We start from the raw sequence: 11,838 nt of genomic DNA, 5'->3' as shown, positions 1-11,838 counted from the left end.
GCGGGCCTCTCGGCGGCGGCCGGCTTGGGAGCCGGCGGGCGCGGGGCGGCCGGACGGGCGGCCTGCGCGGGAGAGGGGGCTGCCGGCCTGGCCGGGGCAGCCTTGCGTGCGGAGGCGGGCTTGCCGCCTCCGTTGCCCTGCTGGAGGGCGTCCGTCAACTTACGGACAACGGGCGCTTCGATGGTCGAAGACGCCGAACGGACGAATTCACCGAGTTCCTGGAGCTTGGCCATGACGACCTTGCTCTCCACCCCGAACTCCTTGGCGAGTTCGTATACCCGGACCTTAGCCACTTCGCTCCTTTTAGGTCCGGGTGCGTCCGGACCGTCGCTACTTCATGGGCGTACTCATCGCGTGCTCATCGAGTGCTCATCGCAATCTCGACCTACTTCCAACTCGCGGGGTACCAGGGCCGCACGGGGGTTCCGCGCGACGCTTCTTACGGTGTTGCCTGCTCAGCAACTGTCTGTCTGCTCGACGTACTGGCGCAACGCCTTTATGTCGAGCGCTCCCGGGGCGCGCAACGCCCGCGTGAACGCCCGGCGGCGTACCGCCTGGTCGAGACAGACCAGAACGGGGTGTACGTACGCACCCCGGCCGGGCAGCGTACCGCGAGGATCGGGGACGCATGCGTCCTCGATCGCCACGATGCGCAGCAGATCGGTCTTGGCCGTTCGCTGCCTGCAACCCACACAGGTGCGTTCAGGGCATGCTCGGGCGGGCGTCCGGCCAGACACTCTTAAGTCTACCTCCCCGTACCGACCTCACCCTTTGGGGGCAGCGATCGAACGGTTGTTGTCGTGATCTGAGCCACCTACGGCTTGGATCTATTCCCCGGTCCTATTCGCCGGCCTGCTCGGTGTCCGGCCGGATGTCGATCCGCCAGCCGGTGAGCCGGGCCGCGAGCCGGGCGTTCTGCCCCTCCTTGCCGATGGCGAGGGAGAGTTGGTAGTCGGGGACCGTCACCCGCGCGGAGCGGGCGGCCATGTCCACGACCTCGACCTTGGACACCCGGGCCGGCGACAGCGCGTTGGCGACCATCTCGGCCGGGTCGTCCGACCAGTCGACGATGTCGATCTTCTCACCGTTCAGCTCACCCATGACATTGCGCACACGTCCGCCCATGGGGCCGATGCAGGCGCCCTTGGCGTTCAGGCCCGACCGGGTGGACCGTACGGCGATCTTGGTGCGGTGACCGGCCTCGCGGGCGATCGCGGCGATCTCGACGGACCCGTCGGCGATCTCCGGCACCTCCAGGGCGAAGAGCTTCTTCACCAGATTGGGGTGTGTGCGGGACAGGGTGACGGACGGACCACGCACACCCCTGGCCACCCGTACGACGTACGACCGCAGCCGCATCCCGTGCGGATATGTCTCACCGGGGACCTGCTCCTGCACCGGCAGGATGGCCTCCAGCTTGCCGATGTCGACGAGCACGTTCTTCGGGTCGCGGCCCTGCTGGACCACACCCATGACGATGTCGCCCTCGCGCCCCGCGTACTCGCCGAGCGTCGCGTCATCCTCGGCGTCGCGCAGCCGCTGCAGGATGACCTGCTTGGCGGTGGTGGCGGCGATACGGCCGAAGCCGGACGGGGTGTCGTCGAACTCGCGGGCCTCCTGACCCTCCTCCAGGTCCTCGGGATCCTCCTTCGCCCACACGGTCACATGGCCGCTCTCGCGGTTGAGCTCCACGCGCGCGTGACGGCGGCTTCCCTCGGTGCGGTGGTAGGCGATGAGGAGGGCCGACTCGATCGCCTCGACCAACAGGTCGAAGGAGATCTCCTTCTCCCGTACCAAGCCCCGCAGGGCACTCATGTCGATGTCCACGGCTACGCCTCCTCTTCCTGCTCGTTTTCGTTCTTGCTGTCCTTGCGGCTGAACTCGACCTGCACGCGTGCCCTGTCGAAGTCGGAGAAGGCGAGTCTGCGGGCGGTGGCCTTGCGGCCCTTCACGCCGGGCACTTCGAGGTCGAGGCCCTCGTCGTCGACCTTCAGGATCCTGGCGACCAGTTCACCCCCGCCCTCGGTCAGCTGGAACTTCACCAGCCGGTCCACGGCGCGCACGTAGTGACGGTGCTCCTTGAGAAGGCGCTCCGCGCCCGGGGTGCCGACCTCGAGGGTGTACTCCCCCGCGCCCATCGCGTCGGTCTCGTCGAGCGTCGCCGAGAGCGCGCGGCTCACATCGGCGATCTGGTCCAGATCGGCACCGGTGTCCGAGTCGACCACGACGCGCAGCACTCGCTTTCGCCCTACGGAGTCCACGGCGATCTCTTCGAGATCCAGGCCCTGGGAGGTGACGAGCGGTTCCAGGAGCTCTCGCAGCCTCTCGCTCTGGGTGGTGCTCATCCGGGTGACTCCTCGGCCGCGTGTGCTGTTGTGGGTAGGTCGCGTGTCTGGTCAAAGGGTATCCGGTCGCAGGGGGTGTTGCCGTCCAGGTGACCTCGGATGCGCGGGTACCGTGATCGCCGGCGGGCTCGACCTCCCGCCCATGTGTTCGTACGAGCTTCCTGAGGACGTCTGTCGTGCCGTACCCCCCTCCGCCGCGCGTCCCCTCGGGGCCGCGCAGAAGATCCCTGCTCGCCTCGGTCGCCGGGGGCGCCCTGCTGGTCGGCTGCTCCGACGGCAGCGGGAACAACGAGGAGGACACCGCCGGCAGTCCGTCCGTCGTCGAGCGGGCACGCCTGCGTGCGGCTCGGGACAGCCGGGGGATCGTCGAGCGGTACGACGCCGTTCTCGCCGCCCATCCGGCGCTGGCGGAGCGGCTGGGGCCGTTGCGGGCGGAAGCGGTGCGGCATGCGGAGGCGTTCGGGGAGACGGTCACCAAGTCCTCACCCACCGCGTCGCCGGCCTCGCCCTCACCGTCGGTCACGGTGCCCGCGGCCGAGAAGGACGCCCTGGCCCAGCTCGCCGCCGCCGAACGGGCGCTCGCGGACCGGCGGGCCAGGGCGCTGCTGGACGTACCGGGCGAGCTGGCCAGGCTGCTGGCCTCCGTGGCCGCGGCCGGTGCGGCGCACGCCTATCTGCTGATGGAGGGTGCCCGGTGAGCGACGACGACAAGGAGCTGGAGGCCTTCCAGAAGGCGCTGGCCGCCGAGCACGCGGCCGTGTACGGCTACGGCGTCGTCGGCGGCCGGATCGGTGCGGGCCGCCGAACGGAGGCCAAGTCCGCCTATGACGCCCACCGGGCCCGGCGGGACGGGCTGGTGCGCCAGGTACGGAACATGGGCGGGAAGCCGGTGGCCGCGGCCGCGGCGTACGCGCTGCCCTTCCCGGTCGCGGACGCGGCCGCGGCGGTACGGCTCGCCGCCGATCTGGAGGAGCGGGTGGCCGGGGTGTACTCCGACCTGGTGCGGGCAACCGAGGGCGGGCGGCGGAGCACGGCCGCCGAGGCGCTGCGGGAGGCCGCGGTGCGGGCGGCGCGCTGGCGCGGCGGGAGCGTAGCCTTCCCTGGGCTCGCCGAGCGGGCGGTCAAGGTGTCGCCTTCGGCCTCGGTCTCGGCTTCCTCGTCGGTTCACACGGCGTAACGCCGTACAGGAAGGAAACGACTCGCGCATGGCTTTCGAACCACCGCAGCGGCTGGTGCGGGCGCTCGGCGAGAGCGCGCCGGACGGTGACGACTGGGTGGAGAGGCTGCCCGAGACCGCCGAACAGGCCGTCGCGCTGCGCGAGTTGACCGTGGAGCGGGTTCAGGTGCCCGGCGGACGCAGCAGCCTCGTGGTGCTCGTGCGGCGCGCTGACGGGACCCCGGCCGTGCTCAAGCTGGCCCCGGCCCGGTCCCGGCCGGAGAGCGAGCGGGCGGCGCTCGCGCACTGGGACGGGCGGGCGGCCGTACAGCTGCTGGAGCCCTTTGTCGCCGAGGGAGTGCTGCTGCTCGAGCGGCTGCATCCGGATGTGTCCGTGCGGACCCTGCCGGAGGCGAAGGCGCTGCTGGAGGCTGCCGGGGCGCTGCGGCGGCTGTGGGTGGAGCCGCCCGGTGACCATGTCTTCGAGACGGTGGCCGCGCGCACCGGGCGGCAGGCCGCGGCCATGCGGGGTGCTTCCGCGGAGGTGGCGGGGCTGGTGAGCGCCGCTCTCGATGCGCGGGAGTCGCTGCTGGCCGCGCCGCCGGAGGAGCGGCTGCTGCATGGGACGTTCCGGCAGAGCAAGGTGCTTTCCGGGGTGCGCTCACCCTGGCTCGCCGTCGGCCCTGATCCGGTCGTCGGGGAGTGCGCGTTCGATCTCGCCCGGCTGGTGCGGGACCGGGTGGAGGACCTGATCGCCTCACCGTCGGGGGCGGCGACGACCCGCCGGCGGATCAAGCGGCTCGCGGAGTCCCTCGAGGTGGATCAGGAGCGGCTGCGGGGCTGGACGTTGTTCCGTGCCGTGGAGTCGGGGGTCCGGGCGCTGCGGGTGGGACGGCCGAAGGACGCCGAGTTGCTGCTGGAGTTCGCCGGGTGGCTCTGAGACCGTAGGGCGGCGGCCGCCGGTGCGGACGCCGCCGTACGCGCTCTGTCAGGCGGTCAGGCGGGCGATCGCCTCGTCCACCGTCAGCTCCTCGCGCTCACCGCTGCGGCGGTCCTTGAGCTCCAGGACGCCCTCGGCGGAGCGGCGGCCCGCGACCAGGATCTTCGGTACACCGATGAGCTCGGAGTCGGTGAACTTCACACCCGGGGAGACCCCGGCGCGGTCGTCGACGAGGACCCTGAGACCCGCCGCACGCAGCTTCTCGGAGACGTCGAGGGCCAGTTCGATCTGGAGAGCCTTGCCGGCGGCGACGACGTGCACGTCGGCCGGGGCGACCTCGGCGGGCCAGCACAGGCCCTTGTCGTCGGCGGTCTGCTCGGCGAGGGCGGCCACCGCGCGGGAGACGCCGATGCCGTACGAGCCCATGGTCACGCGGACCGGCTTGCCGTTCTGGCCGAGGACGTCGAGCTTGAGGGCGTCGGCGTACTTGCGGCCGAGCTGGAAGATGTGGCCGATCTCGATGGCCCGGTCCAGCTTGAGGCCGGTGCCGCACTTCGGGCACGGGTCGCCCTCCTGGACGACCACGACGTCGACATACTCGTCGACCTCGAAGTCACGGCCCGCGACGACGTTCTTCGCGTGCGTGTGCTCCTTGTTGGCGCCGGTGATCCAGGCGGTGCCGGGGGCGACGCGCGGGTCGGCGATGTACTTCACCTTCTCGCCCAGGCCCTGCGGACCGACGTACCCGCGGACGAGGTCGGGACGGCCGACGAAGTCCTCGGCGCTCACCAGCTCCACGGCGGCCGGCGCGAAGTGCGCCTCCACCTTGCCCAGGTCGACCTCGCGGTCGCCGGGGACGCCGACGGCCACGATCTCGCCGCCGACCTTCACGAGGAGGTTCTTGAGGGTGTCGGAGGCCTCGACGCCGAGGTGGGCGGCGAGGGTCTCGATGGTCGGGGTGTCGGGGGTGGGGATCTCCTCGAGGGCGGCCACGCCGTCCGCGTCCACCGGCTTCAACTCGTAGGTGATCGCCTCGGTGTTGGCCGCGAAATCACAGTTCGGGCAGTCCGCGAAGGTGTCCTCGCCGGCCTCGGCGGGGGCGAGGAACTCCTCCGACTTGGAGCCGCCCATCGCGCCGGCCGTGGCGGCGCAGATGCGGTAGTCCAGGCCCAGGCGCTCGAAGACCTTCCGGTAGGCCTCGCGGTGCAGGGCGTAGGACCGGGCCAGACCCTCGTCCTCGGTGTCGAAGGAGTACGAGTCCTTCATCAGGAACTCACGGCCGCGCAGGACGCCGGCCCGCGGGCGGGCCTCGTCACGGTACTTGTTCTGGATCTGGTAGAGGATGACCGGCAGGTCCTTGTAGGAGGACGCCTGGTCCTTCACCAGCAGGGTGAAGATCTCCTCGTGGGTCGGGCCGAGGAGGTAGTCGCCGCCCTTGCGGTCCTGGAGGCGGAACAGCTCGGGGCCGTACTCGTCCCAGCGGCCGGTCGCCTCGTACGGCTCCCGCGGCAGGATCGCGGGGAGCAGCACCTCCTGGGCGCCGATCGCGTCCATCTCCTCGCGGACGATCCGCTCGACGTTGGCCAGCACCTTCTTGCCGAGCGGCAGCCAGCTCCAGATGCCGGCCGCGGTCCGGCGGACGTACCCGGCGCGGACGAGCAGCTTGTGGCTGAGGACCTCGGCGTCCGCCGGGTCGTCGCGCAGCGTCTTCGCCATCAACTGGGACATGCGCTGGACCGGTGCGTTCGCCATGGTTCTCGTACTCCTGCTGCGTCTAGGTGATGCCAGGAGGGTAGCCGGGCGGGCTGGGCCGGTGGAAATCCGTCAGCGGCGGCGCAGCGGCAGGGGGGCGCCCATCACGGCGTACGGCTTCGGGGCGCTCGGGAAGAGGACCTGGCGGGCGAGGTCCTGGTAGCCGAGGGAGTGGTACAGGCCGCGGGCCGGGCTGTCGGTGTCGATCGCGGAGAGGATCGAGCGGGGCTCCGCGGCGCTGTCGGTGATCGTGGTGATCAGGCTGCGGCCGATGCCTCGGTTCTGGTGGTGGGGGTGGACATGCAGCTCGGTGATCACGAACGAGTCGTCGAGCCAGTTGTCGTTGTGCTGCGCGCGCAGGTAGGGCTCCACGACGGTGGACCACCAGTGGGTGCGGTTGTTGGGCATGCCGTACACGAATCCGACGAGGTGCCCTCCGACGGTCGCGCCGAGGGCCCTCGCACCGGGGTAGGTCATGTGGCGGAGCACGATCTGGCGGCGGACCGCTACCTCGTCGGCGCCGAGGCCGAATGCGATGGCCTGTACTGCCAGGGCCTCGTCCACGTGGGCGGACAGGTCCAGGGGGCCGATGACGAGGTCCATGCGGGCAGGGTACAGGGGGGTTTCAGGTGTGTGCCGGGGGCGGGTCGGCTCAGAAGAGGATGCTCATGAACGCGCCGATCTCCTGGAACCCCACCCTTGTGTACGTCCGCCTCGCCGGGGTGTTGAAGTCGTTGACGTACAGGCTCACCAGCGGGGCAACGTCCGCCAGGGCGTACCGCAGTACCGCCGCCATGCCCGGGGCCGCCACTCCCCTGCCCCGGTACTCGGGGGCCACCCACACACCCTGGATCTGGCAGGCCCGGTCCGTCGCGGCGCCGATCTCCGCCTTGAAGACGACCTTGCCGTGCTCGTCGAGGCGGGCGAAGGAACGGCCGGAACCGACCAGTTCGGCGACTCGGGCCTGGTAGAGGAGGCCGCCGTCGCCGGCCAACGGGGAGACGCCGACCTCTTCCGTGAACATCGCCACGCACGCCGGCATGATCGTTTCCATCTCGTCCTTGCGGATGCGGCGGACGTACGGATCCGGGGCGATGTCGGTGGGCATGCGGTCGGTGACCATGAGGGGCTGCTGGGCACGGACCTCTCGCGCCGGGCCCCAGCTCGGTTCCAGCAGGCGCCAGAGCTGGGCGGTGGGTTCGGCCGGGCCGACGATGGAGGAGCAGCGGCGACCGGAACGCCGGGCACGGTCGGCGAAGGCGCGGACGGCTCGGGGGGTCGCGCAGATCGGGACCAGGTTGGCGCCGGCGTAGCAGAGGGACGTGAGCATGCCGTCCTCGTACCAGCCCCACATCTCGCCGCCGAGCCGCCACGGGTCGAGGCCGGCGACCTGCACCCTCGACGTCACGAAGGCGTTCGCGACCGGATCGCGGTCGAGCACGGCGAGCGCGGCATCCAGGTCGCTCGGTTCGAGGACCCGGGAGGTCGTCTGGGTCAACACGGGCGGGGCCTCACACTGGGGTCTGCTGATCTCCGCACTGTACCTGCGGAAGCTGAGCCCCGCCGCCCCCGGTTCAGAGGCCGTTCGCTGCAGACACAGCCGACCCGCGCTGATATGAACGTCGGATGATCTCGACCCCTGTGCGATCCGACGCCCGGGCATGGCCCGATGAGCAGCTCGCGGAGTTGTTCAGCGAGGGCTTCCCCGCGTTCATCACCGCCGACCGGCTGGTGAAGGAGTACATCGGCCGGGTACGGGAGTTCTTCGCGGGGCTGGATCTGATGCTGCTGGACGCGGACGGGGTACCCGTCGCCGCCGGGTGGGCGGTGCCGCTGCGGTGGGACGGCCGGGCCGGCGCGCTGCCCTCGGGATACACGGACGCGCTGGTGCGGGCCGTCGAGGGTCATGAGCAGGGCGTCGAACCCGACACCCTGGTGATCTGCGGGGCGATCGTCACCCCGTCGCTCAAGGGGCAGGGGCTCGCCGGGCGGATGCTCACCGCCTTGCGGGAGGCCGGACACGACGCGGGGCTGGCACGGGTCATCGCGCCCGTGCGGCCCACGACCAAGGCCCGCTATCCGCTGACGCCCATCGAGTCGTTCCTGCGCTGGCGGCGGGAGGACGGGACCGCCCTCGATCCCTGGATCCGGACCCACGAACGGCTCGGCGCCCGGATCCTCGCACCGGCCCCCGTCTCACAGACGATGACCGGCACGGTCGCCGAGTGGGAGGGCTGGACGGACCTCGCCCTCCCCGAATCCGGCGACTACGTCATCCCGGACGGGCTGAGTGTGCTGCGGGTCGACCGGGACGCCGACGTCGGCCGCTATCAGGAGCCGAACGTCTGGATGCGGCACCAGTGAGCCACAGGCGTCAGCCCGCGACCGACACCGACGGCTCGCCGGAGGCGATGCCCTCCGCCTCCATCTGCTCGGCGATCTTCATCGCCTCTTCGATGAGGGTCTCCACGATCTTCGACTCGGGGACGGTCTTGATGACCTCGCCCTTGACGAAGATCTGGCCCTTGCCGTTTCCGGAGGCGACGCCGAGGTCGGCCTCGCGGGCCTCGCCGGGGCCGTTCACCACGCAGCCCATGACCGCGACGCGCAGCGGGACCTCCATGCCGGTCAGGCCCGCGGTGACCTCTTCGGCCAGCTTGTAGACGTCGACCTGGGCGCGACCGCAGGACGGGCAGGAGACGATCTCCAGGCCCCGCTGCTTGAGGTTCAGGGACTCCAGGATCTGGTTGCCGACCTTGACCTCCTCGACCGGCGGGGCGCTCAGCGACACCCGGATGGTGTCGCCGATGCCCTGGGAGAGCAGCGCGCCGAAGGCCACGGCCGACTTGATCGTGCCCTGGAAGGCGGGGCCGGCCTCGGTCACGCCGAGGTGCAGCGGGTAGTCGCACTGGGCGGCGAGCTGGCGGTACGCCTCGACCATGACGACCGGGTCGTTGTGCTTGACCGAGATCTTGATGTCCCGGAAGTCGTGCTCCTCGAAGAGGGAGGCCTCCCACAGGGCGGACTCGGCCAGCGCCTCGGGGGTCGCCTTGCCGTACTTCTGGAGCAGCCGGCGGTCCAGCGAACCCGCGTTGACACCGATCCGGATCGGCGTGCCGTGGTCCTTCGCGGCCCGCGCGATCTCCTTGACCTTGTCGTCGAACTGCTTGATGTTGCCCGGGTTGACGCGTACGGCAGCGCAGCCGGCCTCGATCGCCGCGAAGACGTATTTCGGCTGGAAGTGGATGTCCGCGATCACCGGGATCTGCGACTTGCGCGCGATGGTCGCCAGGGCGTCCGCGTCGTCCTGGGTCGGGCAGGCCACGCGCACGATCTGGCAGCCGGACGCCGTGAGCTCGGCGATCTGCTGCAGTGTGGCGCCGATGTCGGACGTACGGGTCGTCGTCATGGACTGGACCGACACCGGGGCGTCACCGCCCACCGCGACCGAACCGACCTGGATCTGCCGGCTCTTCCGGCGCTCGGCGAGCCTGGTCGGAACGGACGGCATGCCGAGAGAAATCGCAGTCATCTGCTGTGCAACCCCAAGTCGTGGATCAAGGTCCAGGTCCCGTCAGCGCCGGGCTCCGGACTTCGAGATTACGGCACGAGCCCCGGCGCGAGCACATCCCGGCCCTCAAACCCACTCAATGGAGAGCGGCCCGCCACACACCGTGCCGGGCCGCCTCGAACGCCGTATGGCCAGGAGATTCTGACCGGGTTAACCGCGCGGGCACCCACCAGCCGGTCCATCGTGAGCCACCTGTCGAGTCCCGGTTCCCCCAATGCCTGGTCGCAGCACTCAAGTACGGCCCCGGCATCCTCGATCTGCCAGAGACAGCACCAGATGGCTGCTTCGGTCCGCCCCAAACGGTCAAGGCTTGACACCAGTACGACGTCGAACCGGCCTGCGGCGATTTCCGCGAGCAGCTCATTCAGTGCAGGCCTCGAAGTCGTCGAGCCTGATTCGCCGAGGTCTTCCCACGATGCCGCGAGTCGCAACGCCGAGCGCTTCTCCACGAACGTTCGAGTGGCGTCGGCCTGAGCCGGAATTCCGTACCTTCTCTTCTGCTCCGCTGTCGAGACCCGCATATACGCGGCGACGGCGAGCGCCTCGGAGCCTTTGCCCTTGCCTTCTGCGCACGGCGCAGTACCTTGCTGCATGTCAGTCCCTTCGAGACTGGCCAGGCCCCAGGGTGTTGGCGCACCGCTGGGGTCACCCATGAACAGCAAGAACGTACGAAGTCCGCACCTGTTCCGTACGAATAAGCCTCGCCTTTCACCCGTGTGAGCTACACGAGGGAAAGGTGAGGCGTTATCACCGTGATAGAAAATGACCGATTCTCAGCTGAGTTTGACTGGATTAACTACATCCGCGACGAGCACCAGCAAGGTAAAGCAGATGAAGATCCCCGCCACCACATAAGCGACCGGCATCAGCTTCGCCACGTCGAACGGGCCCGGGTCCGGGCGCTTGAGGACCTTCGCCAGGTTGCGGCGCAGGGACTCCCACAGGGCGCCCGCGATGTGGCCGCCGTCCAGGGGCAGCAGCGGGAGCATGTTGAAGAGGAACAGGGAGAGGTTGAAGCCCGCGACCAGCATGAGCGCCATGGCGAGTTGCTGGGTCGGGGGGATGTCGAGTGTGAAGATCTCGCCGCCCACCCTGGCTGCACCGACCACGCCCATCGGGGAGTCCGGCTCGCGCGGGGCGTCGCCGAAGGCCGCGTTCCACAGGGCCGGGATCTTGCCGGGCAGGGCGGCCAGGGAGTCGACGGCCTCGCCGACACGGTCGCCCATCCACACCACGGAATCGCCGAAGTCCTGCTTGACGATACCGGTGGCCGCGCTGAAGCCGAGGAAGCCCGCGGTGACGTACTCGCCCTGGACGTACTGGCCGCTGGAGTCCTTCTTGGCGACCTGGTTGCTCGCGATCTTCGCGGTGAGGGTGACGTCCTTGCCGTCGCGCTCGACGACTATCGGGACGGTCTTGTCGGGGTTGGCGCGGATGAGGTCGGAGAGCTTGTTCCAGTCGTCCGTCCGCACGCCGTCGAACGAGAGGATCTTGTCGCCCGCCTTGAGGCCGGCCGCCGCGGCCGGGGAGGCCGGGTCGGAGGCCTTGCAGGTCTGGCGGTTCTGGCTCTGGGAGATCACGCACTTGGAGACGGAGCTGACCGTGTTGGTCTGCTGGGAGATGCCGAAGCCCATGAGGACCGTGAGGAACAGCGCCACCGCGAGGATCAGGTTCGCGAAGGGGCCGGCGAACATCACGATGACGCGTTTCCAGGGCTTACGGGTGTAGAAGAGTCGTTTCTCGTCGCCGGGCTGGAGCTCCTCGAAGGCGGCGGAGCGGGCGTCCTCGATCATGCCGCGCCAGGGGGAGGTGGAGCGGGCGGTGATACGGCCGTCGTCGCCGGGCGGGAACATGCCGATCATGCGGATGTAGCCGCCGAAGGGGACGGCCTTGATGCCGTACTCCGTCTCGCCCTTCTTGCGCGAGAAGACGGTCGGTCCGAAGCCGACCATGTACTGCGGCACGCGGATGCCGAAGAGCTTGGCGAAGGACAGGTGCCCCAGCTCGTGCCACGCGATCGACACCAGCAGGCCCAAGGCGAAGAGCCCTATGCCGAGGATGAACATCAGGGTCG

At 69.9% G+C, this 11,838-nt stretch carries 14 protein-coding genes; 4 read left to right on the top strand and 10 right to left on the bottom strand.

Features of this window, described 5'->3' with window-relative positions:
- The 4 genes from BFN33_RS42015 to rimP all read right to left on the bottom strand — a co-directional run.
- Positions 1-293, bottom strand: a 293-nt coding sequence (locus BFN33_RS42015) for a translation initiation factor IF-2 N-terminal domain-containing protein (protein WP_141758053.1), incomplete at its 3' end; no start/stop codon positions are given.
- A 162-nt stretch (positions 294-455) separates the two neighbouring features.
- Positions 456-737 (bottom strand): YlxR family protein, encoded by a 282-nt coding sequence (locus BFN33_RS50795; protein WP_079141310.1) that lies wholly within the window; start codon positions 735-737, stop codon positions 456-458.
- Positions 738-840: 103 nt separating this feature from the next.
- The gene (nusA, locus tag BFN33_RS42010; RefSeq protein ID WP_057616701.1) at positions 841-1,827 is read right to left on the bottom strand and encodes a transcription termination factor NusA; all 987 of its coding nucleotides are present in this window, start codon (positions 1,825-1,827) and stop codon (positions 841-843) included.
- 2 nt (positions 1,828-1,829) lie between these two features.
- Positions 1,830-2,345 carry a ribosome maturation factor RimP gene (gene rimP, locus BFN33_RS42005; protein ID WP_069765488.1) on the bottom strand — a complete coding sequence of 172 codons (516 nt, stop codon included), beginning with the start codon at positions 2,343-2,345 and terminating at the stop codon, positions 1,830-1,832.
- 176 nt (positions 2,346-2,521) lie between these two features.
- On the opposite strand from rimP, the gene BFN33_RS42000 reads away from it, so the two are divergent.
- Genes BFN33_RS42000 through BFN33_RS41990 form a run of 3 tightly spaced genes read left to right on the top strand, consistent with a single transcriptional unit; the run spans position 2,522 to position 4,441 of the window.
- Complete coding sequence (locus BFN33_RS42000) at positions 2,522-3,043, top strand: hypothetical protein (RefSeq protein WP_069765487.1); 522 nt, start codon at positions 2,522-2,524, stop codon at positions 3,041-3,043.
- Positions 3,040-3,522 (top strand): ferritin-like domain-containing protein, encoded by a 483-nt coding sequence (locus BFN33_RS41995; protein WP_069765486.1) that lies wholly within the window; start codon positions 3,040-3,042, stop codon positions 3,520-3,522. The genes BFN33_RS42000 and BFN33_RS41995 overlap by 4 nt, the downstream gene beginning before the upstream one ends.
- Positions 3,523-3,550: 28 nt before the next feature.
- Positions 3,551-4,441 carry an aminoglycoside phosphotransferase family protein gene (locus tag BFN33_RS41990; protein ID WP_069765485.1) on the top strand — a complete coding sequence of 297 codons (891 nt, stop codon included), beginning with the start codon at positions 3,551-3,553 and terminating at the stop codon, positions 4,439-4,441.
- Positions 4,442-4,489: 48 nt separating this feature from the next.
- On the opposite strand, the gene BFN33_RS41985 is transcribed toward BFN33_RS41990, so the two are convergent.
- From BFN33_RS41985 to BFN33_RS41975, 3 genes are all read right to left on the bottom strand, one after another.
- On the bottom strand, positions 4,490-6,193 hold the full coding sequence (locus BFN33_RS41985) for a proline--tRNA ligase (RefSeq protein WP_069765484.1): 1,704 nt from the start codon (positions 6,191-6,193) through the stop codon (positions 4,490-4,492).
- Positions 6,194-6,265: 72 nt separating this feature from the next.
- Positions 6,266-6,796: a GNAT family N-acetyltransferase gene (locus BFN33_RS41980; protein ID WP_069765483.1), complete on the bottom strand. Its 531-nt coding sequence runs from the start codon at positions 6,794-6,796 to the stop codon at positions 6,266-6,268.
- A 49-nt stretch (positions 6,797-6,845) separates the two neighbouring features.
- Positions 6,846-7,694 carry a GNAT family N-acetyltransferase gene (locus tag BFN33_RS41975; protein WP_069765482.1) on the bottom strand — a complete coding sequence of 283 codons (849 nt, stop codon included), beginning with the start codon at positions 7,692-7,694 and terminating at the stop codon, positions 6,846-6,848.
- Between the two features lie 125 nt (positions 7,695-7,819).
- On the opposite strand from BFN33_RS41975, the gene BFN33_RS41970 reads away from it, so the two are divergent.
- Positions 7,820-8,557: a hypothetical protein gene (locus BFN33_RS41970; protein ID WP_069765481.1), complete on the top strand. Its 738-nt coding sequence runs from the start codon at positions 7,820-7,822 to the stop codon at positions 8,555-8,557.
- 10 nt (positions 8,558-8,567) lie between these two features.
- On the opposite strand, the gene ispG is transcribed toward BFN33_RS41970, so the two are convergent.
- The 3 genes from ispG to BFN33_RS41960 all read right to left on the bottom strand — a co-directional run bounded on the left by ispG (position 8,568) and on the right by BFN33_RS41960 (position 11,830).
- On the bottom strand, positions 8,568-9,725 hold the full coding sequence (ispG, locus tag BFN33_RS41965) for a flavodoxin-dependent (E)-4-hydroxy-3-methylbut-2-enyl-diphosphate synthase (RefSeq protein ID WP_059208583.1): 1,158 nt from the start codon (positions 9,723-9,725) through the stop codon (positions 8,568-8,570).
- 68 nt (positions 9,726-9,793) lie between these two features.
- Complete coding sequence (locus BFN33_RS50790) at positions 9,794-10,357, bottom strand: recombinase family protein (RefSeq protein WP_176742606.1); 564 nt, start codon at positions 10,355-10,357, stop codon at positions 9,794-9,796.
- Between the two features lie 180 nt (positions 10,358-10,537).
- The gene (locus tag BFN33_RS41960) at positions 10,538-11,830 is read right to left on the bottom strand and encodes an RIP metalloprotease (RefSeq protein WP_088245503.1); all 1,293 of its coding nucleotides are present in this window, start codon (positions 11,828-11,830) and stop codon (positions 10,538-10,540) included.
- Between the last annotated feature and the right edge of the window lie 8 nt (positions 11,831-11,838).

This window comes from Streptomyces sp. LUP47B, assembly GCF_001746295.1.
GTDB lineage: Bacteria > Actinomycetota > Actinomycetes > Streptomycetales > Streptomycetaceae > Streptomyces.
Note: the sequence above shows the minus strand (reverse complement) of the source record. Positions and strands in the feature narration are given on the sequence as shown.